Here is a 26,270-nt window from a genome sequence, read left to right as displayed (position 1 = left end):
CGCGCACGGCGGGACGATTGGGTTGCACTATTTGGTCACGATGGCCGCCGTCAGCCCCGCGTTGATTGCCGGCAAGAGCAGATTCAGCACGCGGTTGAACTTGACGAGCCCACCGTTATCGACATACACGACGTCCTTCGGCTCCAACGCGAACTGATTCGCGAGCACCATCGAAACGGGCGACGTGGCATCGAGGTGGTAGATCTGCGGCTGGTTGCCCGTCGTCGATGTGCGAATGACGAAGAGCTCCTTGGCCTTGGCAGTGTTCGGGTTGATGCTGCCGGCCTCCGAGATCGCCTGCGCGAGCGAGAGCCTGCCGTTGCGCATCGGCAGGACGGTCGCCGGCTTGTTGACCTCGCCCATTACATAGACACCGTGCTCGTCACGCGAACCGACCCGCAGCATGTCGCCGGGCTTCAAAACCAGATCGTTGGGGTTGTGTCCGCTCTTCACGATCTCGTTGAAATTGATCGGATAGCTGGTGCCGCCGCGCACGAGCGTGACTTCGCCCTGATCGGCGGCTCCCGTGAACCCGCCGGCGCGGCCGATGGCTTGCGTGAGCGTCATGCCGATGTCGTTGATCTGCTGGGCGCCCGGCTTGCCGACTTCGCCGTCGACGTAGATCTGCGACGCGCGGTACGAGGTGATACGTACCGTCACTTCCGGGCTCTTGTAGACCCGGCTGATACGCGACACGATCTTGCGCCGGATGGTTTCGGTGCTGTCGCCGGCCACATGCACGACGCCCGCATACGGGAACTGGATGTTGCCCGCTTCGTCGACGACGAAGCCCGGTGCCGCGTCCGCGTCGCGCGTCGTCGCCGCGGGCTGACCGAGCGCGGCCGCAAGCTCGGGGTGATCCCAGACTGTGATCTGCAGCACGTCGCCGGGGCCGACGGTGTACGCGCCGGGCTTGCCGAACAAGCTCAGGATCTCCGGCGAAAGCTTGGGCTGGCCCGCCTGCGTGCCTATTTGCCGGATCAACGCGAGGTTGATGTCGGTGATCGGAATCTGCGTCTTTTGCACCGGCTCCTTGCTGTACTCGCCGCCGGTCTCGTCGACGGTCGCCGGCGTATCCATGCGCTGACCAGGCACGATGGAACACGCCCCGAGCGTGCCTGCCAGCGCGATGAATCCAACCATTACGTATGCGCGAACGCGCTCGACCGAATAGCACATGACCCTTCCCTCCCGTGCCGGTTATTGGTTTTGGCGCCCGCCCGCAACGTGCCGGTGCAGACGCCGCTCTTGATCGACCGTCAATATGCGTTGGTATGCGTGAGCCCCTTCACGACGGTCGCGGCGATGATTCGCATGTCCAGTGCGAACGACCAGTTGCCGAGGTAATACAAATCGTGCGCGACGCGCCGCTCCATTTTTTCGATGCGGTCCGTCTCGCCCCGATAACCGTTGATTTGCGCCCAGCCGGTGATTCCGGGCTTGATCCGATAGCGATGGATGTAGCCCGCGACAACCTTCTGATAGAGGTCGTCGTGTTCGAGCGCATGCGGACGCGGTCCGACGACAGACATGTCGCCTTTCAACACATTGAAAAACTGCGGCAGCTCGTCCAGGCTCGTGCGGCGCAAGAAGGCGCCGACGCGCGTCACGCGCGGATCGTGACGCACCGCTTGCTTGACCACGCCGAGTTTCTCATCGTGCAGCCGCATCGAGCGGAATTTGTAGATCGTGAACACGCGCCCGTCGGCGCCTTTGCGCTTTTGCCGGAAGAACACCGGGCCCGGCGACGAAATCTTCACCGCGATCGCAATGACGAGCAGCAGCGGGGCGAGACCGATCAGCGCGCACAGCGCGAACACGCGATCGAAGATCTCCTTTTTCAACATGGCGCTCGGCGAGAGCGGCGAGGCCATCAAATTGATCGCGGGCACGCCGAGCAGATCGATGATGCCGCTCGTGTCGAAAAGAGCGAGCGCGCGGATATCGGGCATGAAGCGAATGTTGATCAGGTCTTCGTGGAACTCGCGCACCACGCGCAAAATCGTGCGCTCCTCGGATAGCGGCAAAACGAGCCAGAGTTCGTGCAGATCGCTCGCACGCACGTACTTGACGAAGGCATCGAAATCGTCGAAACGGTCCACCTTCGGCTCGGTATGATCGAGCGTGGCCAGTTCGTGCCGCGGATCGCCGTTCGGCAGATAGACGGCCGTTGCACGGAAACCGGTCGCCGGTGCCGCTTCGATCCGCCGCAGGATGCCCTCGCAGTGCGTACCGCATCCGACGATTGCGACTTGATGCAGATTCAGGCCGGCATGGCGCAGCCGCGCCAACACGGCATGCGCGACGAGGCGATAGGCGATCAGCGACCCGGCGGCCAATGCACTCCAGTAAGCGAACCACAGGCGCGAGATGAAATCGATCTGGCGCAGCGAGAACATGACCATCAACGCGCAAGCCTGCACGACGATCCATGCGAGCGCGACCTGGCCCGCCAACACGCGCTTGGATCGGCCGCGCCACGACTCGTAGACACCGAACACCGGGAACAGCATGAGCGCGAAGGCGGCGGTGTAAAGCGCAAACGCATCCGAAAAACCGTCTTGCGCCGAGTCCTCGAACCGTAGATGCGACGCCAGGACCGCCGCCGCGAAAATGAGCGCGACGTCGCACAATCGTGCAAAGAGGCCTTGAAAGTCACGCATGTTCGTATCTCCGCGAGCATTGGGCGGCTCAGGACGCCAGACCCTTGCCGTTGCGGCGCTGATCGTTACCGGGGCGGTCGCTGCCGTGGTGGTCGCCCGTATGTCCATTGCCGTTGCCATTGCTGGCGGCATGGACACTGCCGTTGCCGTTGGTGGCGCCATTAGTGGCGCCATTGCCGTTTCCACTGCCGTGGCTCGCGCCGGCGCCATTGCCGTTGCCGCTCGCATTGCTCGGGTGTTTTTCCTCGGCAGCGGCTGGTGCGCATCGGCCGTACTGGTCGTCGAAACGCACGATGTCGTCTTCGCCGAGGTAGGCGCCCGATTGCACTTCGATGATTTCGAGCGGCATCTTGCCGGGGTTGTCGAGACGGTGGAGCACGCCGAGCGGAATGAACGTCGACTCGTTTTCGCTCAACAGGAACTGCTCTTCGCCGCGCGTCACGAGCGCGGTGCCGCGCACGACGATCCAATGCTCCGCGCGGTGGTGATGCATCTGCAGCGATAGCCGCGCGCCAGGCGAGACGACGATGCGCTTGACCTGGAAGCGGTCGCCATGATCGATGGAGTCGTAAAAGCCCCACGGACGCCGTACCAAGCGGTGCGCATCGGCCTCCGGCGCATGATCGGCCTTGATGCGGGCGACGAGCCCTTTGACGCGCTGCACGTGCGACCGGTCGGCGACGAGCACGGCGTCGGGCGTCTCCACGACGACGATGTTGGTCGTCCCGACACATGCCACGAGCCGGCCCTGCGAATGCGCATAGGTCGATGTCGCTCCTTCGAAGACGACGCGGCCGCGTGCCACGTTGCCTTGCCCGTCCTTCTCGAGCGCATCCCAGACGGCATCCCACGAGCCGAGGTCCGACCAGCCCGCGTTGAGGGGCACGACTACGCCCTCGCACGGCGCATCGGCGCCGCCGAGCCGCTCCATCACCGCATAGTCGATCGAATCGGCCGGTGTCTGCGCGAACGCTTGCGCGCCCGGTGTGAAGCGCGTGTCCTGCGTCGTGCCGCTCGCGAACGCGGCGAGACACGCGTCATGCATCGCGGGCTGCAGCGCGCGCAGCGTCGCAAGCCATACCGACGCACGCATGACGAAGATGCCGCTGTTCCACCAGTAGGTGCCCGCGGCGAGATACTGCGCGGCGAGCTCCGCCGCCGGCTTCTCGACGAAGCCGCCAATCCGATGTGCGCCGTCGCCCAACGCGTCGCCGATGCGGATGTAGCCGAAGCCCGTATCGGGCCGCGTCGGCGGCACTCCGAGCGTCGCGATCGCGCCGCGCTGCGCGTAGCGCGCGGCGAGCTCGATCGAAGATTGCAGCGCGGCCACGTCCGTGATCGCATGATCCGACGGCATCACCACGAGAATCGCGTCGTGCCCGTGGGCGCACGTGAGCGCGGCGGCCATCGTCAGCGCGGGCGCGGTATCGCGGCGCGCCGGCTCGACGATGAGCTGCGGGGTGACGCCGCTCTCGCGCAGTTGCTCGTCGATGATGAAGCAGTGTTCGCCGCCGCAGACCACGATGGGCGCTTCGGCCAGTTCCCACTCCTCCGGAAAACCGTCGAGCCGTCGTACCGTCGACTGCAACAGCGTATCGGCACCGACGACGTCGATCAGTTGCTTCGGAAAGTGCTCACGCGACATCGGCCACAATCGCGTGCCCGAGCCACCGGCGAGCACGACGGGGACGATCCGCCGGCACGGCGTCCTTTCGCGCGCGAGTTGGGCGCCGAGCGCGCCAATCGGTCCAGGAGTGGACAACCCAGCAACCCCACTGCCATATCGTTGTTCGTGAGTTCTCATGCCATGCTCCCGTTAACCGCCCACGTCGCGGCGGCTTTGCATGCGGAACTCGGTCGGCGAAATCATCATGCGCTTGCGGAAAATCTTCGCGAGCCGATCGCCGTTGCCCATGCCGCTGCGGCGGGCGATCTTGTCGACAGGCAGCTCGGAGTCGATCAGCAAGCTGCAGGTGATCGCCAGGCGGGCCTGCAGCAGATAATCGGACGGCGTCATGCCCAGCTCGAGCTTGAAGCGGCGCAAAAAGTTGCGCTCGCTCATGGCGGCAACCTGCGCAGCATCGGCGATCGAGATCGGCCGTTCGCAGTTGTCCTGGAGCCAACGCGCCGCCGCACGGATCTTGTCGCCTGCGCTGGCGGCACCCGCGTCTCCGAGAATCGGCACGAAGCGGGCGCTGGAGCCCGGCATCAGCCGCTCGGCGACGCTGCGCGCGATGTCGAGGCCCAGGTCGCGCTTGACCATCGTCAGCGCGCCTTTCATCGGCGCGAGCCGGTCGCCCGTGTCCGCGATGGGGGCATCGCGGCCGGCCTGCTTCAGATAGGAGTTGAACTGATACTCGCTGTCGCGATTGCCGATCCCGGCCGCTTCGAGCAGCAAGTGGCCTTCGTCGATGGAGCGCACATTGGCGGTCTTGACCTGCACGCGGCGCAGCCAACCGATCAGCCGCTCGTCATGCGCCGCGGCTGTCGCCCCTCTGCCGCCTGCAACGAAGAGCGCATCGAAGCCACTGAAGTGACGCGCGTCGAGCCCATCGGTCCACACGCGCACCGACGACGAGCACGTCACATTGCCGCCGCCCGCGGAGAGGAAGGTCACGTCGTAGACCCACTCGTCGCTGGAGCGCGTACTGACGATCTCATTGGCCACATGGAAGACTTCGGCAACGAGGCCTGTGCCGAGGAGCGAAAAACCGTCGAACAAAACGATCGCGATACGGCGCGTGGCGGTGCGCGCGGCGCTCGTTTGCGACGCACGCAACCAACCCATCACAGCGGGTTCGATACTCGCGTAAGGCATGGTATTTCCCTCAATATTCGTTGCCTGCATATCGGCAGCCCCTCTTTTCGGCAATTTGCAGTGCATCATAGGCAGCACGTATCCATATGGCGGATTACGTGACGTAACCGAACGGCATCTTGGCGGCATTGCTCCGTCGCGTGTCTTCGAATTCCTCTGCCCATCTCTGCCATTGCCGAAATACTCCTGCCCTAACCAGACAAATCCGATTAACTTCCGAACCCTTTGCACATCATTTAGCTAAAGAACGCCTGCGCGCGCCGGCCAACGCTGCCGACGCCAGGCCCGCTCCGCGTCGAGCGAACCCGGTCTCCTTATGTGGCTGAAATGAACTGCTGGATTCGGCCTCGTTCGAGCCGATGGAACCGAGCGCGGGGACGGTCATGCCTTCACGGCAATGAGAACTTGCCGGAACTGCTCCGCAAACTCTCGAAGCAGATCTCGAAGACACTTCCGATCAAACGCACGATAGGAAGATAGTCGGAGTCGCGCCGGGCATCTGTGGCTCAAGCCACACTGGCGCATAACGACTAACGATGGAAGCGGTCGATTTAGGGCGCCACGGTTCTGGCTTTCCTATTTTGTAATACAAAACGATAGGAGCGCTGTCGCTTTCATGTTTCATTTATGACTCATTTAATGGGGATCGGGATATACCACTATTTGCGGTATTGACCACTTTTATTGGCATGTCATAAGTTCGCTTATTGATCTACCGAGTAAAGCCGCTTGCCGCGGCTTGGCGAAAGGCGACACGGGTCCTCCCCGCGCGTTCCCGCTCATTCGAGCCCATGTGTCGGGCTTTGCGCGCAACTCCCTGCACCGCGGCACGAAAGATGCGGACAGCCGATCCGCGACCGGCAAACGTTGCGCCGTGTCGCCGCAGCGAAAACGAATCGATTCATCTCTGCAACGTTTGCGTACTGTCCGATGCCGCGACCCGGGGTTGCCACAGACGCCAGGACCAGCACCGATCCGCCACTTGCCGTTGCGCAAATAAGCTAGATGTTTCACTCCCGATAATTACCGAATCGGGTTAGTCTTTCGTCCACTGAATCGCCGGCCAGTACGGTTTCGTCAGACGCAAACGTTTGTACATCGCCGTCGCGCCCGATTCCTCATACGCCTGGCGTCACGAGCCGTTCCGGCAAGGCCGCGTCTTGCGGTCGAGGGCCCCGCCCTGAGCGGGTTGCGCCTCTTCGTGCCGAATCGACACACCGCGTCATTCCCTTGGTTGCGCCGCCTTTTGGTGGCCCCCGTTCATCGCTCTTGCGATGCGGGATGCCTGCGCTCGTCACTTTTTACGGCGCGGCTTTTTTCATACCGTACGAATGAAGACGAAAACAAATGCGCTGTCCAAGCGCGCCCCCCGCTTGCTTCCCTCCCTGCTTACCGAGCGTTCCAGTTTTCCCCCACCCTACGTCGCCTTGCCGGCCGCAGTCGCGTGTGCGGTTCTCGCGCTCGCCGCGTGCGGCGGAGGGGGTGGCGGCGCCGGCTCGGGCTCCGCGGGTGCCAATCAAGCCAACACAGCCGCGCCCATCGTTGCGGCCGGCGCTCAGGCGCTGACCTGCGGATCGGTGTCGAGCCCGACGAGCGCGGCGTCCTCAAGCGGCGACGCAATCGAAGCCGACACGCCGGGCAGCGACGGCTCGCGCATGTTCGCGTCGGGCAGCCGCTTCAAGCTCGCCTTCACCACACGCGCGGCGCAAGCCGATACGCTGAGCTGGCAGATCCGCGACGACTGGAACGTCGTACGCGCAAGCGGCAGCTTTCCCGTGCAAAGCGGCGCGAATACCGTGACCCTCGATTGCTCCTCGACGCTCGCCGGCTATTTCGCCGTCACGGCATCGCTGACATCGAACGGGGCGCAGTTGCAATCGCGCGGCACCCGTCCGGCCGGTATCGCGACGTTCGGTGTGCTGCCCGACTTGTCGGCCACGCTACCCGCCCCCGTCTTCGCGCGCGAAGACCAGCACCGCTTCGGCGGCCAGGGCGCGAACTATCTGGTGGCGGGCACCACCTGCTGCAGCGGCGACGGCTATCGCCCGCTTTACACCGACCTCGGTCTCGCGTGGGTCAACGACAACCGCAACTGGTACATGGAAGAACCGAACGGTCCCAACACCTTTGCGCCGGGTACGGGAACGCTTGCACCGTACTTCCGCGGGGGCGACATCATGCGGCTGATCCAGCTCGACGGCATTCCCGCCTGGGCGAGTCCGACCGGCGGGCAGACCGAAGGTTATGCGCCGTCCTCGGAGTCGGCGTTTCAGGATTACGCGAGCCGGGTAGGCACCGATTCCGCGATGATCCACGCGGCCTACTTCCCGAAAGCGGCCAACAACTACTACCAGATCACGTGGGAGCCCGACGGCGGCGGCCCGACGAAGTGGTCCGATAGCGACGCCAACCTGGTTGCGATGTACCGCGCTGCCTACACGGGTCTGCATTCGACCGATCCCAATGCCGTGGTCATGGGTGTGACGGCCGCGCTCGTGCGCACGAATTCGGAGTGGCTCGCTCGCCTCGCGCCGCTGGGCCTCGCTCAGTATCTGGACGGGCTGTCGATTCACGGCTACTACGACGTGGGCAATTCGCCGTCACATCCGCCTGAGCGGCACGCAACCGATCCCAATCCGGCCGATGCGGCGAACGCGCTGCCCGCCTCGATGCGCGAGTTGCGCCAGGCGATGGCGCAGTATCTGAAGCCTGGCGCCAAACTGTTTTCGACGGAAGCCGGCATCAGCTACGACATGGGGACGTCCTACGGCGCCAACTACCCCACGCAGAATGTGCTCTTCGCGCATGGCGCCGTCGTTACGCGCACACACTTGATTCTGCTCGGCGAGGGTGCGGACATGACCTACGTCTTCTATTCGTCCGATACGCCCGACGGGCCCGGTTACGGACTCTTCTTCGATTTGTCCAATGCCAACGGCAGCTACGGCTCGAACGACATCAGCCCCAAGCCCGCCGCGATGGCTGTGGCCGCGATGACGCGTATCGTCGACGGCACCACCACGCTCGGCTATCTCAACGATGTCCCCTCGGGCGTCTACGGCTATGCGTTCCAACGCTTGAACGGCGGCAAGATCGTCACCGCCTTGTGGACGCACAACAATGCCGTGTGGAGCGCCGCCACCGGCTTCAGTGCCACCTACACCGTGCCCTACTCGCTGAAGGTCGACGACGACGGCACCTCCGGCAATGTCACCGTGCTCGATGTCATGGGCAACGCCACGTCCATGGCCTACAGCAACGGCCGCATTACGCTGCCGCTCGGCGAATCGCCCATCTACGTCGTCTCGTCGAACCGCAACGCCATGATGTCCCACGTCACGGTTCCCGCCGGTTACGTGGCGCAGTGATGGGGCGGGCGCGCTCCGACTAGCGCGGATCGTTCACACGAAATGTTCGCCAGGGCACGGTCCCTGCGCGAACACTGTGCTGAACTCGAGAATCCGTCTTTCAGGAGCGCGTTCGTTTCATGCCCGCAGCCCTCCCCGATCGCGAGGCGCATCGGCGCCCGCGCCTGAGCCGGCTCGCATTGTTCGCGACGCCCGTCCTGCTCTCGCTGGCATGTGCGCTCGCGGCCTGCGAACGCGGCCGCGCCGACGCAGCACAAGCGCAACCCACGCGCGCCGCGGCCGCCACGGCCAAGGCAATGCCGTTCAGCGTGAGCGGATCGATCGCGTGCGAGCCCGGCGCGAGCACGCACGCGGCGCGCGAAAAAGGCGACGCACTCGAAGCCGATACGCCGGGCAGCAACGGCACGCGCACGTTCAACGTGGAGCGCGACTTCACGATCGCGTTCACGACGCACATCGAACACGACGACACCGTCGTCTGGCAAATCCACGACGCGCGCGATGCCGTACGCTCAAGCGGCCGTCTGCGCATACCCGCCGGTGCACGCACGACCACGCTGCGCTGCCGTTCTCCGCTGGCCGGCTATTTTGCGGTCTCGGCGCGGCTCGCGGACGCAGGGGATGCCTTGCCGGCCCGTGGCACCCGCCCCGCGGGCATCGCCACATTCGGTGTGCTGCCCGATGTGGCCCGCGTGCTGCCGGGGCCGAGCTATTCACATGAAGATCAGCATCGTTTCGGCGGACAGGGGACCAACTACCTCGCGCCCGGTGAAACCTGCTGCGATGGGGACGGCTATCGGCCGCTCTACCCGACGCTCGGCTTCTCGTGGGCCAACGACAATCGCAACTGGTACATGAAAGAGGAGGAAAAGGCCGATACGTTCAAGCCCGGTACCGAGACGCTCGCGCGCTACTTCAGACAGGGCGACATCATGCGGCTCATCCAGCTCGATGGCATTCCCGGCTGGGCCAGTCCCACCGGCCAGCGCACGCACAGCTATGCGCCGTCGTCCGAGGCCGCCTATCGCAGCTACATGCGCCGGGTCGGCCAGGACTCCGCGGCCATTCGAGCGCGCTACTTTCCGAATCAATCGAACAATTACTATCAAACGACCTGGGAGCCCGACTACGACGGCGGACTGCCCTGGCGCGATACCGATGCGCACTTCGTCGCGCTTTATCGCGCGACCTACGAGTCGATTCATGCGACCGATCCGCACGCCGTCGTCATGGGCACCGCGAATGCATCGGTACGCGAAAACACGCGCTGGCTCAAGCGCCTCGCGCCATTGGGTCTCGCGCACTATCTCGACGGCCTTGCGATTCACGGCTATTACGATGTCGGCTGCTCGCCGTCGCACCCGCCCGAACGGCTCGCAACCAGTGCGGATGCCGCCCGCGCGGCGAATGCGCTGCCCGCTTCGATGCGCGAGCTGCGTCGCGCGATGGTTCAGTATCTGAAACCCGGAGCCAAGCTTTTCGCGACCGAAACCGGTATCAGTTATGACATCGGTACCGCCTACGGCGCCAACTACCCTACGCAGAACGTGCTGTTTGCCCAGGGCGCCGTCGTTGCTCGCACGCATTTGATTCTGCTCGGCGAGGGTGCGGACATGACCTACGTGTTCTATTCGTCGGACACGCCCGACTCGCCGCCCGGCTACGGACTGTTCTTCGATTTGTCCAACCCGAAAGGCAGCTACGGCTCGAACGACATCAGCCCGAAACCCGCCGCGATGGCTATGGCTGCGATGACGCGCATCGTCGACGGCACCACTACGCTCGGCTATCTCAAGGACACCCCCTCGGGCGTCTACGGTTATGCGTTCCAACGCTTGAACGGCGGCAAGATCGTCACCGCCTTGTGGGCGCACAACAATGCCGTGTGGAGCGCCGCCACCGGCTTCAGTGCCACCTACACCGTGCCCTACTCGCTGAAGGTCGACGACGACGGCACCTCCGGCAATGTCACCGTGCTCGATGTCATGGGCAACGCCGCGTCCATGGCCTACAGCAACGGCCGCATCGTGTTGCCGCTCAGCGAATCGCCCATCTACGTCGTCTCGTCGAACCGCAACGCCATGATGTCCCACGTTACCGTTCCCGCGGGCTACACCGGGCAGTGACCTCGGTCGGTGCGCACCGCCATGCGAAGGTACGCCGGCTCGCATATCGCGGCCGGAGCCTCGCCGTGCAGCGCGAAAGTATCGAGACCATCTGACAACATCTCGCGCTTTTCCGACGCTGCGAGAGGCGTCTCATGCGGCGCCGCATATGATGCGACGCAGCCAGTCCATTAGCTTTCACCCCGTGCACGATTCTTTTTCGCCGTCGAACCATGACGCCGGGAACCCGGGCTGGCTGCCACGAACGCCGCAAGGCGAATGTCCGCGAGCGGCGCCGATGTCGTCGCGACGATATTGCTCTCATGACCAAACGCATCGCTATTTTGATCTTCGACGCGTTTTCACTCGTCGAAGTGAGCTCGGTCGCCGAGGTGTTCCGGCTCGCCGACGAGATCGAACTCGAACGCGAAGTCGCAGCGCAGGAGCACTCGGGCGCGCCGACGGGCACGGGCATAGGCTCGGCCCCCGGCGCGGGCGCGACGCACGCAGGGGAGCCCCCGCCGCCATCGTCGCGCGCGAATCCGCCGCCGCGCGCCGAGCCGCGGGTACAGACTCACGTCGAGCCGCAAGGCATGCCCGAAGCACACGAGCCGCCCGAACCCTACGAACTCGTCGTCGTGTCGGACGTCGGCGGCAGTATTGCGAGCAGCGGCGCCATGCGCGTCTGGTCGGAGCGGCTCGAAGACGACGGCGCGCGCGGTTTCGATGTGCTCTTCATCGCCGGCGGCCCGGGCGCCGCTCGCGCGAAGACCGACGAAACATTTCTGCGCCATCTACGTGCAGTGCTCGAGAAGACCCGCATCGTGAAGGCTATCGGCGAGGGATTCGCCATCCTGGCCGCCGCACATGCCGTGAGCCAACACCCGGAAGCGGGATCGCCCGTGCCCAGCGTACCGCTCGCGATCGGCGCCGCGGCGGGAAGTCCACCGTTGATCGAGCAGCCCGTCGCGCTCGACGATCCCCTCGGCCCGATCGCTGCCGCGCTGTCGATCGTCAAGCGCGATCGCGGCGCCGATGCCGCGCGCGAGATTTCCGAACGCTCGGTGCCGGGCGCGTGGCGGCGTCTCGGCGCCGTGCTCGGCGAGCTCGATGAAGGCGGCGCTCGCGAGAAGATCAACGCCGCGGCACGATGGATGCGCGAAAATTACGGCCGCCCGATCTCGGTCGCCAAGGCCGCGCAGGTCGCCGCGATGAGCGAGCGCAGTTTCTTGCGCCGCTTCAAATCGCAAATGGGTCTCACACCGTCGGAATATCTGCTGCGTGCGAGGCTCGACGCCAGTTGTCTGCTGCTGGTCGCAACCGATCTGCCGGTGGACAAGATCGCCCGCCGTTGCGGGGTGAGCAGCGGCGACGGGCTCGCGAAGATCTTCCGCAAGCGGCTCGCGATCTCACCGACCGAATACCGGATCGCCGAACGCCGGCGCACGAGTCAGCGCGGCTAGGGTAGCTGGCAACTGGCGCAACGCGGTCTATCGACTACGAGGCGATCCCGTTCGGCAAATCGCCGAGGCGCCGCACTTCGGGCGACTCGAGCCAGCCCGGCGAGCGCGCGCAATACAGCAACATCGGCAAAGCATCTTCGCCCCAAAAGAGCTGGCGATTGAGCCGGAACGTCGGCACGCCGAATACGTCGAGCGCGATCGCATCGTCGAGATTGCGCTGCAGCCGCGACTTCGTCTCCTCGTGTTCGACGAGCCGCTCGCCATGCGGCATGCCGATCGCGCTGCATAGATCCGCGAAACCGTCGGGCGTCGACGGATCGCGGCCATCGCGCCAAATGAAACGAAACATCGTGCAAACGGTGGGCAGATCGGCGTCGATGGCCGCCGCGAGCAGCAGTGCCTTCGTCGAATCGAACGGATGCACCGGCGGCATCTTGAACGGAATGCCGAGTTGCTCGGCACGAAACAGCGCGTGACGATAGGTGAACGCCCGTTTCGGCGGCACTTCGCTCGCCGGTCGCTGCCCCCAGTGGCGATAGAGCGCATGGACCGAAACGGGCACGAGCGCGAACGGCATGCTGGGCCATTTGTCGTGCTGCTCGAGCAGGAGATACGAGAACGGCGACACGAAGTCGTAGAACCACAGCGGCATGGCCGCATCGATGCTGTGCGTCATTGTTGTCTCCCGTTGCACCCTGGACTGCCTCGAGCCGTGCTACGCCACCGCAGCACCGGCCACGCCGCGCGTTTCTTGAATCTTACGCGCGCTGCCTTGCGGCGTGCGCGCCCCCTCAGGTCTTTTTCGCGAGCCGCTCCCGGACAAACCCGATGTGCTCTCGCAGCACGTAAAACTGGTCCGCGTAGGCAAGCGGCATCTTGAGCCGGTTGACCGATGCCTCGATTTCGTCGAGGCGGTCGACGAGCGCCGAACGCTCGCTTTCGGACGTGTCGCTGAGCGAAGCGCGCTCGAGCGCGATCAGCGAACCGTACCAGCGATAAATGCGTGACTTCACACGCCACGAATAGAGTGAAGGCACGAGACGCAGCCCCGGGATCAGCACGACGACGATCGGCACGATCAACACGATGAGCCGGTCGGCAAGGCTGGCCAACCAGAACGGCATCAGCCGATAGAGAAAACTCTTGCCCGACTTGTAGTAGCGCGCGGCGTCATCGCTGATCGGAAAATCGTGCGCGATCGGCGCCGGAAACTCGCCTGCGCGCTGCAGCAGGTTCGGCCGGCCGTTGACCGCGCGCGCGGCCTCGATCAGGAGGTCCGACAGCGCGGGGTGCAGCGAATCGCGAGCGATCAGCTCGACCGTCGGCGCGAGCGTGTGGACCGTGCGCGGAGGCTCGTTCTTGCCGAGGTCGAACGCGCCCATCGGCAAGACGATATCGGTCAGATACGGAAAGCGCCGCGTGTACGCATCCGCCTGGGAAAACGAGAAGAGCCGCACGCCTGGCGTGCGCGTGAGCCGGGCCATCACGGGGACTTGCGCGGAATCGCCGGAAAAGAACGCGGCGTCGATGCTTCCGTGCGTCAACGCATCGGCCGCTTGTTCGCCGGTAAATGGCAGCAATGTGGTACTGCCGCCCGGCGCGATCCCGTTGGCCTTCAGCAGCGTGAGCGCCAAGGCGCGTGCGCCGCTGCCTTCGGGCCCGATTGCAAGGCGCTTGCCGGCGAACGCCGAGAGCCTCGTGTATCGGGCGTGTCCGTTATAGAACACGGCGAGCGGCACGTAGGCGACGCTGCCGAGCGACACGAGCCCTTTCGGCACTGGCCGCGGTACCGCGCCGCCGTCGGACGCCGAGGCGGCGTCGGATGCAGCCGACGGTGGCGAGCCATCCGATGCGGCCAGCGCCAGCGCCAATGTCGAGGCGGAGGGCGACACCGTGGAAGCCGGCGCGGCGGATAGGGAGGCCGCGACCGGCTGGGAGGCGGACGATACCGATGAAGCCGACGAAGGCGCCGACGCGCTCGCCGCCGAGGAGTCAGCCGGCGGCGCCACGAGTCCGCTTTGCACGAAACCGACATCGACACCCGAGCGCACATTGGACAGCCGCTCCAGGTTCTCCTGCGATCCTTCGGAACTCAGCACGATCAGCTTGATGCCGTTGCGCGCCAGAATGCGCCGATAGCCGATGGCGGCGTTCCAGAACGAGCTGCCCGGCGGGCCCGCGGTGATGGTGAGCGTCGTCGGCGGCGCAGGCTGAATGAGACGGATGGCACCCCAGATGGCGGCCGCCGACACAAGCAGGATCGGGCCGAACGAGACCGCGAGATCGCGCCAGGAAATGGCTACGAAACGCGCGACGAGGCGCGGGGCGCGGCGCGGGCGGTCGGAAGTCGGTTTCATCGATAGTGGATCGGACGCGTCGGAACTGTGAACATCGCGCCGCCGTGTCTTGGACCGCGGCGCCCGCCGATGGTACAGGAATCGCGCCGTCGCGCATGCCGTTCGCCGCTTGGCCGCATCCTTTGCTGCGACGCAAAGAAACCGGTTCCATGAGACAATCTCCGCTTTGCGGCGAGCCGCATGGGAACGGCGCCCGTTTCACGGGCGCGCCCCGTCAGCCGGCGTGCCGCATATCTTTGTTGCCGGTTTTACGTCTTGCCCAGTCCCGCCGCCGAGTCCATGTCCGCCGAGTCCGCCTCCGCATCTCAACCCGCGTTGTCCGATCGCATGGCGACCGCGCGCATCGTCGGCGTCGTCTGTTTCACATTCCTCTGCTATTTGACGATCGGCATCCCGCTGCCCGTCTTGCCGGGCTTCGTCAACGGCGAACTCGGCTTCGGTTCGGTCCTGGCCGGCGCGGCCGTCAGCGTCCAATACGCGGCGACACTCGCTTCGCGGCCGCACGCCGGTCGCAGCGCCGACGCACGGGGCGCCCGGCGCACCGTGCTCACCGGCCTTGCCGCATGCGGTGCGAGCGGCGCGCTGCTGCTCGTCGCCAGCATGTTGACCGAGTGGCGCATTGCAAGCCTTGGCGTCCTCTTGCTTTCGCGGCTCGTTCTCGGCTTCGGCGAGAGCTTCGTCGGCACGGGCGCGATTCTGTGGGGCATCGGACGCGTCGGCGCGCATCACAGCGCGCGCGTGATTTCGTGGAACGGCGTCGCCACCTACGGCGCCATTGCCGTCGGCGCGCCGGCCGGCGCCGCGCTTGCCCATGCGCTCGGCGGCCCGTGGGCGCTCGGCGCCGTCACGATGGTCCTCGCGGCGCTCGGCTACGCGTTCGCGCGCCGGGTCGCGCCGGTCCCGCCTGTCCACGGCGAACGGATGTCGTATGCGAGCGTCTTCATGCGTGTCCTGCCCCATGGCCTTGGCCTCGCGCTCGGCACCGCGGGCTTCGGCGCCATCGCGACATTCATCGCGCTCTACTACACCGCGCGCGGCTGGCAACATCCGGCGCTCGCACTGAGCGTATTCGGGATGCTGTTCGTCGGCGCCCGCCTCGCATTCGCCAATGCCATCAAAACATATGGCGGGTTGCGCATTGCCATCGCGTCGTTCTCGTTCGAATGCGCGGGCCTGATTCTGCTCTGGCTGGCCGGCACCCCGCATGCCGCGCTGGCCGGGGCAGCGCTGACCGGCTTCGGCTTCGCGCTCGTATTCCCTGCACTCGGCGTCGAGGCCGTGGAACTCGTGCCACCCGCGAGCCGTGGCGCGGCGCTGTCGGCGTACTCCGTGTTCTTCGACCTCTCGCTCGGCATCATGGGGCCCCTGGCGGGCTATGTCGCAGGCGCTTTCGGTTATGCCTCGGTGTTCCTCATGGCTGCACTCGCCGCCGCGGCTGCGGCAGCGCTGAGCGCGAGCCTCTACGTACGCTACGTGCGCAACGGCGCCGCCCCGGCGTTCTAGGCCGCGTCGTTCGAATCCGGCGGTTGGCCGCCGGACATACGCCCACCACGGCACGCGTCTCATACGATGACTGATGACATTGCGGCACGTCTCACTGCAATCAATCGCACTACTTCCGCGGGTTTACGAGGTCTCTCAGCCCGAACGGTTCGGAACTAAACTGCTCGACGTAGTACGACAACATAAGACTTCGCGCGGGCCGCGCGTCCCTTGCCGCTCGCCGATCCTATCCAGGAGGCGTTCCAAATGACAGCAAAAAGCCGTCGTCGTGCATCGTCGATTTCCGCCTTATCGAACGTCCGCCTCACGCGCCGCGCATTCGTCGGCCTCGGCGGTGCGGCACTTGCCGGGACGCTGGGACCGCTGAGCGCCGTGCGCGCGTTCGCTGCGGCACCCAACATTGCCCAGGTCGATCTCATTTGGGGCGAACACGGCGCGGCCGCGAGGATCGCGGCGATGGTGGCCCATGTTTCGAAGACGCTCTTTCGTCCGCGCGATTACGACGTGACGGCTTACGGCGCTCAATCCGTGAGCGTGGTGGCGGCCACCTCGCCCTACACGAATCTGGCCAAGTCGCCTGTCAGCCCAGGCTCCGACAAGACGCCCGCTCCCAATGCATTCGACTCGCGCCCGGCCTTCCTCGCCGCCATCGACGCCTGCCACCGCGAAGGCGGCGGTCGTGTCGTCGTCCCGCCCGGCAATTGGTACTGCGCCGGACCGATCGTCCTGCAAAGCAACGTCCGCTTTCACCTGAGCGCGAACTGCACGATCTATTTCAGCCCGAACCCTGCCGACTATGCGAAGGACGGCCCCGTGGATTGCGGCGCCAACGGCCGGCTCTACTACAGCCGCTGGCAGGCCGACGACTGCCTGAATTTCGGCGCTCCGGTCTATGCGCGCAACGCCATCAACATCGCACTGACGGGCGAAGGTCCGAGTTCCGTGCTCAATGGCCAAGCCATGACGCCGTTCTCAGGCAGCGGCAACAACAGCGTCTGCTGGTGGACGTACAAGGGCTCGTCGGGCGCCTACGGAGCGGGCGCATCGGTGCCGAGCCAGACGTATCCCAACCCGAACAACGTCGATTTGCGCCTCGTGGCGCCCGGTATCTCCGACGCGCTCTATGCGCTGCTGACCTCGCCCAGCACCCCCTGGCAACAGGACCAGAACTACTTGCCGGCGCTCTCCGAAGCCGGCGTGCCCGTCGAAAAACGCATCTTCGGGCTCGGCCATTATCTGCGCCCCTGCCTTGTGGAATTCATCAACTGCAAGAACGTGCTGATGGAAAACTACCAGACGCAAAACACGCCGTTCTGGCAGCACCATCCCACGGCCTGCATGAACGTCGTGTTTCGCGGCGTGACGACAGACAGCATCGGTCCCAACAACGACGGGTTCGATCCCGAGGCGTGCACCAACGTCCTCGTGGAAAACTGCACGTTCAATACCGGCGACGATTGCATCGCCATCAAATCGGGCAAGAACCTCGACACCGAATACGGCCCGGCCAAACGCCATTTGATTCGCGATTGCACGATGAACAGCGGTCATGGCGGCATCACGCTCGGCAGCGAGATGGGCGGCGGCGTCGAGCAGATCTTCGCGACGAACCTGTCGATGCTCAACGCAAACTGGCAAACCAATCCGCTCAATATCGCCATTCGCGTGAAAACGAACATGAATCGCGGCGGCTACGTGAAGGACTTCCACGTCAAAGGCGTGACGCTGCCGAACGGCGTCAGTCTCAAAGGCGGTGGCTACGGCAGCGCGTTTCTCGCCGGCAGTCCGATCAACGCGAGCGTGCCGCTGGGCGTCGTCACGCCGGCGGCCGGCAATCCGGCGGCGGCCCAAGGCGGAATCGTCACATTCGACTGCGACTACCAGCCCGCCAACGATGCCGTCAGAACGCGGCCGCCCGTCGTGCAGAACGTCACGATATCGGACGTCAAGGCGAGCAACGTGACGTTGAACGGCGTAACCGGCTCCTGTTTTCAGGCGATCGTCGCGCAAGGTCCCGTCGCATTCGACTACAACGGGCCCACACCCGCGCCGGCCGTCGCGCCGATTTCGGGCGTCTCGATCAGCAACTGCGACTTCGGCACGCCGGTCGCGGCAGGTCCTGCCACGGTCACGTCGCCCGGGCCGGTCTATGCCTACAACGTGAACGCGATCACGCTCTCGAATACGGTCATCGCTGGCCAGACCGTCAATACGACGATCGTCGACAAACGCTGAGCCCTCGGGGCGGGATGGAATGGAGATTGCTCGCGACGAAGCGTAGCGCAGTTTCTCCGGAGCATCCCGCCATGAGCAAGGCAAACAAGAGCCCATCCTATCCGTTCGCGTCGGGCGGTTGGGGATCGCTGAAAGCGGTCACGAACATCCTCGCGCAAGAAAAGGTCTCGCTAAAAGACAGTGCGGTTCTGCTCAAGCAGAACAAGCCCGACGGATTCATGTGCGTCAGCTGTTCTTGGGCAAAGCCGGCCGATCCTCACACGTTCGAGTTCTGCGAAAGCGGAGCAAAAGCGACCGCGTGGGATCTCACTGCGAAGCGCATGACACCCGAGTTCTTCGAACTCAACACGGTGAGCTCGCTGCTGCACTGGCACGACCACGACCTCGAGGAGGCCGGAAGACTCACCGCGCCAATGAGGTACGACGCTGCTACCGATCGATACGTCGAAGTCAGCTGGGACGACGCCTTTCGCGAGATCGGCCGGGAACTGGCCGCGCTCGATCCCAAGAGCGTCGTCTTCTACACGTCGGGACGGGCATCCCTCGAAACGTCATACATGTATCAGCTTTTCGTGCGGATGTATGGCTGCAACAACCTTCCCGACAGCTCGAACATGTGTCACGAGAGCACCAGCGTCGGACTGAAGGAAGCCATTGGAGTCGGAGTCGGCACGATCACGCTCGAAGACTTCGAAAAAACCGACCTGATGTTTTTCTTCGGACAGAACGTCGGCACCAACAGTCCCCGAATGCTCCACCAGCTGCAGGAAGCACGCAAACGCGGCGTCCCTATCATTACGTTCAATCCCCTGGTCGAGCCGGGCCTCGTTTCGTTCGCGAACCCGCAGTCGCCCGTGCAGATGTTGACACCCGCGCAGACACAGGTCAGCACCCAGTACCATCAGGTCAAGACGGGCGGCGACACGGCCGCGATCCTCGGCATCTGCAAGGCGGTCATCGAAGCGGACGATCAGGCCAAAGCGCAGGGCTTGCCTCGCGTCATCGATGTCGCCTTTATCGACGAACACACGATCGGCTTCGACGAGTTCGCTGCCTATGCGCGGGCAACCGACTGGAGCGAGATCGAAGGTGTAAGCGGCCTCACGCGTGCTGCGCTGCTCGATACGGCCGGCGAATACATGCGGGCCAACGCGGTAATGGCGCACTATGGGATGGGTTTGACGCAGCATCGGCTCGGCGTGCAGAACGTCCGTATGCTCACCAACCTTTTGCTGTTGCGCGGGAACATCGGCAAGCCGGGCGCCGGCCCGTCGCCGGTGCGCGGACACTCCAACGTGCAGGGCCAGCGCACGGTGGGCATCACCGAGAAGCCGGAACTGGCACCGCTCGATCAGCTCGCGACGCAGTTCTCGTTCGAGCCCCCGAGGAGCAAAGGGCTCAATACAGTCGAAGCGTTCGAAGCAATGCTGAAAGGTGAGGTGAAAGCCGTCGTCAATCTGGGCGGCAATCTCGTACGCTCGGTACCGGATCGGCTGCGGACAGAGCCGGCATGGACACGTCTGCGACTGACGGTCAGTGTGGCGACGAAGCTCAATCGCAGCCACCTCGTGCACGGCGAAGTCTCGTACGTCCTTCCGTGCCTGAGCCGAATCGAAATTCACCGTACGCCACTAGGCGAACAAGCCGTTTCGATGGAAGACAGCACGGGCTGCATGCATGGCTCGAAGGGCGTCACGGAACCCGCCAGCGAAAAAGCCCGGCCGGAACAATACATCGTGGCGGGCATCGCCAAAGCAACGCTGGGTGAGCATTCCACCGTCGACTGGGACGCCTGGCGCGACGACTACTCGCTCGTGCGCGACGAAATTGCGAAGACCTATCCCGACATCTTCCACGACTTCAACGCGCGCATGTGGCAGCCGGGCGGCTCCCACCGGCCGATTGCCGCCCGTCATCGCCAGTGGAAAACCCAATCCGGCAAGGCCGAGTTCCTCACGCCCAACTCGCTGGGCGAAGACCCCGACATGCCGGAGAAAGTACCTGAGGCGCTGCGTCTCATGACATTGCGCAGCGACAGCCAGTTCAATACGACGATCTACAACATCGGAGACCGTTTTCGCGGCGTGAAGAATACGCGCATGGTCATTCTGATGAATAAAGCGGATATCGAAAAACGTCATTTGCACGAAGGCCAGAAAGTGACGCTGCAGACGATCGCCGACGACGGAATCGACCGGCGCCTCGAAGGGCTCGAGATCAAAGCGTATGCGATACCCGAGGGTTGTATCGGCGGCTACTACCCGGAATGCAACGTGTTGCTCCCGCTTTGGCACTACGCTAAGGAAAGCAAGGTCCCGGGTGCGAAGTCGATCCCGGTGCGGATCGTCTAGTACGCGCGCGACTGCCTTACCGTGACGGTGCCGCGCGGGAACGAAGCATGCTCGGCGGAACGCGAACGGCTCCTTGCCGCGTCTCACCCTGAGAGGTCCATACCATGCCCTACGTGCCCACCATCACGACGATGATTCGTCTCGATCACTCCCACGCCGTAGCCGCATTTCATCGCTACGGTAGCGAAACCGCATGGTGGCGCAAACGCGCGATCGTCACCTCCGTCTGCCGAGCGCTTGAAATACATGCACAGCTCGAAGAAGAAATCTTCTACCCTGCCCTTGCGCGCATCGCACCGACTGACGAAACGCTGAAGAAGAGCCAGTCGGAGCATGACCAACTGCGCGAAATCATCGCGAAACTGCGCGGCATGGGGCCGGAGAACGCCGCATACGACTCGCTCTTCATGGAGTTGATGCGCGATACCCTGCACCATGTCGCCGATGAGGAAACGAGGCTGCTACCTCTCGCGGAGCGCGCACTCGGTCCCGAATTGCGCACGCTGGGCGCGCAGATGACGCGCCGGCGAATGCAACTGCTGGGAGAACATCCCCTGGAGGTGGTAGTCAACACGGCCGGTACATTCCCTGTCGCCACAGCCGTCGTGGCGACCGTGCTCGCCTGCGGCGTGGCGCGGCTCGTCAGGGGCAATCGACACGCGCGCGCGGCATGAGCCGCAGCGCCGCCGCGCATTGTCCGACACGGGCACCCGCTTATGTCCTTCCCATCCGATTGCGACGAGTTTCCACCCGAGCGCTTCGTGTATCGCGGCTATAGCGTGACCGTGCATACGCAGCGCAACGAGCGCAACAGCTGGCACGCCGTCATCGCTGTCGAACGCGACGGACAACCCGTGCAATTGCAGGTACCCGAGACCGTCGTACCGTTCTGGAGCACCCGGGAAGAAGCGCAACGGGCGGGCATCGAACACGCGCGCTACCTATTGGATCAGCGCGACGGAGTGCTCGCCCTTCGTAACCCGGCGCGGCCGAGATGAGGGTCCCACCTGACCGGGCCTTACCTTATTCCAAACGGTTCCTTGATTTTCCATACGACGGCCACCTACGATAGTGAGCCTCCCCCCCTCTCTTGGAGAGGCTCATGCCGTCCTGGAAACCCGATCCGACGTTCTACCCGTCTGCCAGGCTCGCCGCAGACGCTCCCCCGGAAACGCTGGCCTATGTTGCGAGCTTCGACCCGAAGCGCGCAACGCCCGATGAAATCGCCGTCGTCGATCTCGATGCGAAGTCGCCGAGCTACGGCACCATCGTTCACCGCGTCGCCATGCCAAATACCGGCGACGAGCTGCATCACTTCGGCTGGAACGCCTGCAGTTCGTGCCTGTGTCCGAACGCACCCCACCCGCACTCCGAGCGCCGCTATCTCGTCGTACCGGGGCTGCGCTCGTCGCGCATCCACATCCTCGATACGAAGCCCGACCCACGCCGCCCGGCCATCGTACGCGTGATCGAGCCCGAGGAGCTCAAACGCAAAGCGGGCTATACGCGCCCGCATACCGTCCATTGCGGCCCGCAGGGAATCTACGTGACCGCGCTCGCGAATGCCGAGGGCGAAGCGCCCGGCGGTGTCATGCTCATCGATCATGAGACGTTCGACGTCCGCGGCCGCTGGGAAATCGAGCGCGGACCGCAAGAGCTCGCCTACGATGCCTGGTGGCATCTCGGCTTCGACACGCTCGTGTCCAGCGAATGGGGGCTGCCGGCCACGTTCGAAAACGGCCTCGTGCCCGAAGTACTGCTCGGCGGGAAGTATGGCCATCGGCTGCACTTCTGGGATCTCAACACACGCAAACACCAGCAAACGGTCGACTTTGGTGCGGAAAATCAACTCGTCTTCGAGTTGCGGCCGGCGCACGATCCGACCCAGGCCTACGGCTTCGTCAATTCGGTCATCAGTTTGAAGGACCTGTCGGCATCGATCTGGACCTGGTATCGAGACGGCAACCGCTGGGCCGCGCGCAAAATCATCGAAATTCCGGCCGAACCGGCGGACCCGGCGATCCTGCCGCCGATGCTCAAGGGGTTTTCCGCCGTCCCGCCGCTCGTCACCGATATCGCGCTTTCGCTCGACGACAAGTCGCTGTTCGTCGCCTGCTGGGGCACCGGCGACATGCGCCGCTACGACGTTTCCGATCCGTTTCATCCGGAGTTGACGGGCACGGTGCGCGTGGGCGGCATCGCCTCGCGCGCCACGCATCCGTGCGCCGACGGCCGTCCGCTCAACGGGGGACCGCAAATGGTCGAAGTCAGCCGTGACGGCAAACGCGTCTACTTCACGAACTCGCTTTACGGTGCGATCGACGAACAGTTCTATCCCGACGGCATCGCCGGCTGGATGGTCAAGCTCGATGCGCCCGCCGGCAGCGGCCTCGAGTTCGACCGGGAGTTCTATCTGCCGTGGCATGACACGCATCGGCCGCATCAGATCCGGCTCGAAGGCGGCGATGCGTCGTCGGATTCGTACTGCTACCCGTGAGACATCGCGCAGGCGTGGGGTCCGTATGAGTGCGACACTGAGCGCGGCAAGCGCCGCCAACGCCGCGATGAGCTGGATGGCCATCGCCGGCAGCGGCGTCTTTCACGGCGTCAATCCGGCCATGGGATGGCTCTTCGCGACTGCGCTCGGGCTGCAGCGCGGCAGTCGCCAGGCGCTTTGGGCCGCGCTGCCGCCGCTTGCGCTCGGACACGCCGTGTCGGTATTCGCCGTGACGAGTTCGGCGCTCGCGTTCGGCGTGCTCGCGCGTACGTTGCATATGCAGCTCGCGCTCGGGGCTATGCTGATCGCATGGGGCATCTATCACCATCTCTACGGGCATCGCCACCGCATCGCAGTCGGTATGACGGCCGGATTTGCGGGGCTGGCCTTGTGGTCCGCCGCAACGGCCACGCTGCATGGCGCCGGGCTCATGCTGGTTCCGGCGCTGATGCCGCTTTGCACGAGCGGCGCCTTCGGACCGCCGGGCGGCCCGCTCGGTCCTGCCGCCGCGGCCACGCTGCTGCATACGGCCGTGGCAACCGCGACCAGCGGGATCCTCGCGTTCGTTGCCTATCGGTATGTGGGGCTCGGCGTCTTGCGGCGCGGCTGGATCAACTTCGACTGGCTCTGGTCGGCCGCGCTCGTCGCGGCCGGTACGTTCCTGATGGCGTTCGGCTGAAACCGGGTCCTGCGCGCGTTCACGCCGCCACCGTCGCGCCGCAGAACAGTGTCAGCAGGCGAGCCTCGCGCTCGTGAACTTCGACGGGAAACGCTTCGGCACCCGCATGCGCGAGATAGCGCGCCCGGTGCTGCCCGTTGCGGAATCCGACCACACCCTCCCGCTCGAGGCCGAATAGACCCAGCCAGGTCCGCGAGCGGCGCGCGGCGATCGTCACGTAGGGCATCGAGGGAATTTGGGGGTTGCGCGGATCGAGAAACTCGCGAATGCCGCGAATCTTGCCGTTGTGCCAGTCGCCGACAGGAGGCAGTACGTAGTCGGTGTCGTCGCGATCGGCGCATTCGAGCAACTTGCGCGCGTCGACCATCACGACACAGTGGTGCGTATCGTCCGCGTCGCCGAACACGCGTTTCAAGCGGACATGGTCATAGTGGGCATGGTCGCCGAGAGGCACGATCCAGACCGGCTCGGAGCCGGCCGTGGCCACGATCGGGGCCGCACGACGCAAGGCGGGCGTAGACATGAGGGACTTCGGATCGATAATGCACCGCGTAAGCTGACCTACCGCGCGGCGCCGGGCAGTGACGAAAGCGCGAAAGCTTGTCGCAACGCCATGACAGAAACATGACAAGTCCGCTTTTACGTCCGATTTTTGCCGCACGGACACTGTGCGGGCCGCAACCCCCGTGCCCGGGCGTTTGGAAGCCGATCCGATGTCTTCTTCGAACCTCGTCATCGGCGGGCAGCGTCGAAGCGTTTGCGCAGCCCCTGCCAACACTCGAAGTAGCGCGCCTGCAACTGAGCGCCTTCGAGCGCGAAACGCGTTGGCCGCAATAACGTGCGCGTCTCGAACATGAAAGCGAGCGTGTCGGCCACCTTTTGCGGCTTGCTCGTATCCATCGTCGACGCCCTTTCGAACGTGGCCGCATCGGGGCCGTGTCCGGCCATGCAGTTGTGCAAGCTCGCACCGCCCGGCATGAAGCCTTCCTCTTTTGCATCGTAGACGCCGTGGACGAGCCCCATGAACTCGCTGGCGACATTGCGATGAAACCAGGGCGGTCGGAAGGTATCTTCGCCCGCAAGCCAACGCGGCGGGAAAATCACGAAGTCGAGCGAATCGACACCCGGCGTATCGCTTGGCGATTGCAGCACGAGGAAGATCGACGGGTCCGGATGATCGAAGCTGATCGAGCCGATCGCGTTGAAGCGGCGCAAATCGTACTTATAAGGCGCGTAATTGCCGTGCCATGCCACGACGTCGAGCGGCGAGTGTCCGATATCGGCGCGCCAGAGCAAACCGTCGAGCTTTGCCACCAGCTCGAAGGCACCCTCCCGGTCTTCGTATGCGGCATGCGGCGTAAGGAAGTCGCGTGGATTCGCGAGCCCGTTCGAGCCGATCGGTCCGAGATCGGGCAGGCGCAACAGTGCACCGAAGTTCTCGCAGACGTAACCGCGGGCGCTTGCGTCCGGCAGCGCCACCGAAAATCGCACGCCGCGCGGAATGACGGCGATCTCCGACGGTTCGACGTCGATCCGTCCCATCTCCGTGGCAATCGCCAATCGCCCCGCTTGCGGCACGATCAGCAGTTCGCCGTCCGCGCTATAGAAGAAGCGGTCATGCATCGAGCGATTGGCCGCATAGAGATGGATCGCGCAACCCGACATCGCCGCGGCACTGCCGTTGCCGGCCATCGTGACGAGCCCTTCGACGAAATCGGTCGGCGCATCGGGCAGCGGCAGCGGATCCCATCGAAGCTGATTCGGCGGCGTGGGCGGAACTTGAGCGAAGTTCGCGACGAGTCGCGGCGAGGCCCCGCCAGGGTCTTCCGCCGCCATGCGCTCGAAAGGCTGGTGGACGGCCGCCGGGCGGATTCGGTAAAGCCACGAGCGGCGGTTATGCGCGCGCGGTGCCGTGAACGCGGTCCCCGACAGTTGCTCGGCGTACAGCCCGTACGGGGCGCGCTGCGGGGAATTACGGCCGACGGGCAGCGCGCCGGGTAGCGCTTCGGTGGCGAACTCGTTGGCAAAACCCGACTGATAGCCGTCAGGCCCGCTGTGGGGAGAGGCTGAGTGCATGAATCCTATCTCCGTGGTGCTTCTGGATTTACGCATGGTAAAACCAATTACTCATTGTTGATTCAACGTAAACCCTGATAGAGCAGTACCCGACAATATCGATATAAGTAACGACGAAGTAACGAAACGATGCTGCCGGCCAGGGTGCTGCTACC

The 26,270-nt window shown here is 64.5% G+C and carries 18 protein-coding genes; 10 read left to right on the top strand and 8 right to left on the bottom strand.

The genetic code is table 11. The annotated features are described in order from the left end of the window. Positions 1-27: 27 nt before the first annotated feature. The 4 genes from GWC77_RS07700 to GWC77_RS07685 all read right to left on the bottom strand — a co-directional run bounded on the left by GWC77_RS07700 (position 28) and on the right by GWC77_RS07685 (position 5,481). Positions 28-1,179: a polysaccharide biosynthesis/export family protein gene (locus tag GWC77_RS07700; protein WP_173256308.1), complete on the bottom strand. Its 1,152-nt coding sequence runs from the start codon at positions 1,177-1,179 to the stop codon at positions 28-30. An 80-nt stretch (positions 1,180-1,259) separates the two neighbouring features. Beyond that, positions 1,260-2,663 (bottom strand): undecaprenyl-phosphate glucose phosphotransferase, encoded by a 1,404-nt coding sequence (locus tag GWC77_RS07695; RefSeq protein ID WP_173256307.1) that lies wholly within the window; start codon positions 2,661-2,663, stop codon positions 1,260-1,262. A gap of 28 nt (positions 2,664-2,691) precedes the next feature. Next, entirely contained in the window at positions 2,692-4,467 is a 1,776-nt protein-coding gene (locus GWC77_RS07690) for a mannose-1-phosphate guanylyltransferase/mannose-6-phosphate isomerase (protein ID WP_254366868.1), read from the bottom strand. Between the two features lie 12 nt (positions 4,468-4,479). Continuing rightward, positions 4,480-5,481, bottom strand: coding sequence for a GlxA family transcriptional regulator (locus tag GWC77_RS07685; protein ID WP_173256306.1), 1,002 nt, complete (start codon positions 5,479-5,481; stop codon positions 4,480-4,482). Positions 5,482-6,812: 1,331 nt separating this feature from the next. On the opposite strand from GWC77_RS07685, the gene GWC77_RS07680 reads away from it, so the two are divergent. From GWC77_RS07680 to GWC77_RS07670, 3 genes are all read left to right on the top strand, one after another. Beyond that, complete coding sequence (locus GWC77_RS07680; protein WP_254366867.1) at positions 6,813-8,849, top strand: hypothetical protein; 2,037 nt, start codon at positions 6,813-6,815, stop codon at positions 8,847-8,849. A 119-nt stretch (positions 8,850-8,968) separates the two neighbouring features. Next, the gene (locus tag GWC77_RS07675) at positions 8,969-10,975 is read left to right on the top strand and encodes a hypothetical protein (protein ID WP_217283207.1); all 2,007 of its coding nucleotides are present in this window, start codon (positions 8,969-8,971) and stop codon (positions 10,973-10,975) included. A gap of 302 nt (positions 10,976-11,277) precedes the next feature. Next, the gene (locus GWC77_RS07670) at positions 11,278-12,417 is read left to right on the top strand and encodes a helix-turn-helix domain-containing protein (RefSeq protein WP_254366866.1); all 1,140 of its coding nucleotides are present in this window, start codon (positions 11,278-11,280) and stop codon (positions 12,415-12,417) included. Between the two features lie 34 nt (positions 12,418-12,451). Here the strand turns inward: GWC77_RS07670 and GWC77_RS07665 are convergent, their stop codons facing one another. Together GWC77_RS07665 and GWC77_RS07660 are read right to left on the bottom strand one after the other, a co-directional pair. Next, entirely contained in the window at positions 12,452-13,093 is a 642-nt protein-coding gene (locus GWC77_RS07665; protein WP_173256304.1) for a DsbA family protein, read from the bottom strand. Between the two features lie 115 nt (positions 13,094-13,208). After that, entirely contained in the window at positions 13,209-14,774 is a 1,566-nt protein-coding gene (locus GWC77_RS07660; protein ID WP_173256303.1) for a TAXI family TRAP transporter solute-binding subunit, read from the bottom strand. Positions 14,775-15,053: 279 nt separating this feature from the next. Between GWC77_RS07660 and GWC77_RS07655 the strand changes: the two genes are divergently transcribed. The 7 genes from GWC77_RS07655 to GWC77_RS07625 all read left to right on the top strand — a co-directional run bounded on the left by GWC77_RS07655 (position 15,054) and on the right by GWC77_RS07625 (position 24,039). After that, positions 15,054-16,277 carry an MFS transporter gene (locus GWC77_RS07655; RefSeq protein WP_173256302.1) on the top strand — a complete coding sequence of 408 codons (1,224 nt, stop codon included), beginning with the start codon at positions 15,054-15,056 and terminating at the stop codon, positions 16,275-16,277. A gap of 246 nt (positions 16,278-16,523) precedes the next feature. Then, positions 16,524-18,512, top strand: coding sequence for a glycoside hydrolase family 28 protein (locus GWC77_RS07650; protein WP_173256301.1), 1,989 nt, complete (start codon positions 16,524-16,526; stop codon positions 18,510-18,512). Positions 18,513-18,583: 71 nt separating this feature from the next. Next, positions 18,584-20,863 (top strand): FdhF/YdeP family oxidoreductase, encoded by a 2,280-nt coding sequence (locus GWC77_RS07645; RefSeq protein ID WP_173256300.1) that lies wholly within the window; start codon positions 18,584-18,586, stop codon positions 20,861-20,863. Between the two features lie 104 nt (positions 20,864-20,967). Then, positions 20,968-21,537 (top strand): hemerythrin domain-containing protein, encoded by a 570-nt coding sequence (locus GWC77_RS07640; protein ID WP_173256299.1) that lies wholly within the window; start codon positions 20,968-20,970, stop codon positions 21,535-21,537. 42 nt (positions 21,538-21,579) lie between these two features. Continuing rightward, positions 21,580-21,861: a DUF6566 family protein gene (locus GWC77_RS07635; protein WP_173256298.1), complete on the top strand. Its 282-nt coding sequence runs from the start codon at positions 21,580-21,582 to the stop codon at positions 21,859-21,861. Between the two features lie 104 nt (positions 21,862-21,965). Further along, positions 21,966-23,360 carry a selenium-binding family protein gene (locus GWC77_RS07630; protein WP_173256297.1) on the top strand — a complete coding sequence of 465 codons (1,395 nt, stop codon included), beginning with the start codon at positions 21,966-21,968 and terminating at the stop codon, positions 23,358-23,360. A 25-nt stretch (positions 23,361-23,385) separates the two neighbouring features. Further along, complete coding sequence (locus tag GWC77_RS07625) at positions 23,386-24,039, top strand: hypothetical protein (protein WP_254366865.1); 654 nt, start codon at positions 23,386-23,388, stop codon at positions 24,037-24,039. A 19-nt stretch (positions 24,040-24,058) separates the two neighbouring features. Here GWC77_RS07625 and GWC77_RS07620 read toward each other — a convergent pair whose 3' ends face one another. Then, a complete protein-coding gene (locus tag GWC77_RS07620; RefSeq protein WP_173256296.1) occupies positions 24,059-24,562 on the bottom strand; it encodes a hypothetical protein in 504 nt (167 codons plus the stop codon). A 209-nt stretch (positions 24,563-24,771) separates the two neighbouring features. Beyond that, complete coding sequence (hmgA, locus tag GWC77_RS07615) at positions 24,772-26,115, bottom strand: homogentisate 1,2-dioxygenase (protein WP_173256295.1); 1,344 nt, start codon at positions 26,113-26,115, stop codon at positions 24,772-24,774. Positions 26,116-26,270: the final 155 nt, after the last annotated feature.

Source organism: Paraburkholderia sp. NMBU_R16 (assembly GCF_013282575.1).
Taxonomy (GTDB): Bacteria; Pseudomonadota; Gammaproteobacteria; order Burkholderiales; family Burkholderiaceae; genus Trinickia.
Note: the sequence above shows the minus strand (reverse complement) of the source record. Positions and strands in the feature narration are given on the sequence as shown.

Bases quoted from the DNA above. Each gene is read 5' to 3' on its own strand.
- GWC77_RS07700 (WP_173256308.1), bottom strand. From the start codon at position 1,179: ATGTGCTATTCGGTCGAGCGCGTTCGCGCATACGTAATGGTTGGATTC.
- GWC77_RS07695 (WP_173256307.1), bottom strand. From the start codon at position 2,663: ATGCGTGACTTTCAAGGCCTCTTTGCACGATTGTGCGACGTCGCGCTC.
- GWC77_RS07690 (WP_254366868.1), bottom strand. From the start codon at position 4,467: ATGAGAACTCACGAACAACGATATGGCAGTGGGGTTGCTGGGTTGTCC.
- GWC77_RS07685 (WP_173256306.1), bottom strand. From the start codon at position 5,481: ATGCCTTACGCGAGTATCGAACCCGCTGTGATGGGTTGGTTGCGTGCG.
- GWC77_RS07680 (WP_254366867.1), top strand. From the start codon at position 6,813: ATGAAGACGAAAACAAATGCGCTGTCCAAGCGCGCCCCCCGCTTGCTT.
- GWC77_RS07675 (WP_217283207.1), top strand. From the start codon at position 8,969: ATGCCCGCAGCCCTCCCCGATCGCGAGGCGCATCGGCGCCCGCGCCTG.
- GWC77_RS07670 (WP_254366866.1), top strand. From the start codon at position 11,278: ATGACCAAACGCATCGCTATTTTGATCTTCGACGCGTTTTCACTCGTC.
- GWC77_RS07665 (WP_173256304.1), bottom strand. From the start codon at position 13,093: ATGACGCACAGCATCGATGCGGCCATGCCGCTGTGGTTCTACGACTTC.
- GWC77_RS07660 (WP_173256303.1), bottom strand. From the start codon at position 14,774: ATGAAACCGACTTCCGACCGCCCGCGCCGCGCCCCGCGCCTCGTCGCG.
- GWC77_RS07655 (WP_173256302.1), top strand. From the start codon at position 15,054: ATGTCCGCCGAGTCCGCCTCCGCATCTCAACCCGCGTTGTCCGATCGC.
- GWC77_RS07650 (WP_173256301.1), top strand. From the start codon at position 16,524: ATGACAGCAAAAAGCCGTCGTCGTGCATCGTCGATTTCCGCCTTATCG.
- GWC77_RS07645 (WP_173256300.1), top strand. From the start codon at position 18,584: ATGAGCAAGGCAAACAAGAGCCCATCCTATCCGTTCGCGTCGGGCGGT.
- GWC77_RS07640 (WP_173256299.1), top strand. From the start codon at position 20,968: ATGCCCTACGTGCCCACCATCACGACGATGATTCGTCTCGATCACTCC.
- GWC77_RS07635 (WP_173256298.1), top strand. From the start codon at position 21,580: ATGTCCTTCCCATCCGATTGCGACGAGTTTCCACCCGAGCGCTTCGTG.
- GWC77_RS07630 (WP_173256297.1), top strand. From the start codon at position 21,966: ATGCCGTCCTGGAAACCCGATCCGACGTTCTACCCGTCTGCCAGGCTC.
- GWC77_RS07625 (WP_254366865.1), top strand. From the start codon at position 23,386: ATGAGTGCGACACTGAGCGCGGCAAGCGCCGCCAACGCCGCGATGAGC.
- GWC77_RS07620 (WP_173256296.1), bottom strand. From the start codon at position 24,562: ATGTCTACGCCCGCCTTGCGTCGTGCGGCCCCGATCGTGGCCACGGCC.
- hmgA (WP_173256295.1), bottom strand. From the start codon at position 26,115: ATGCACTCAGCCTCTCCCCACAGCGGGCCTGACGGCTATCAGTCGGGT.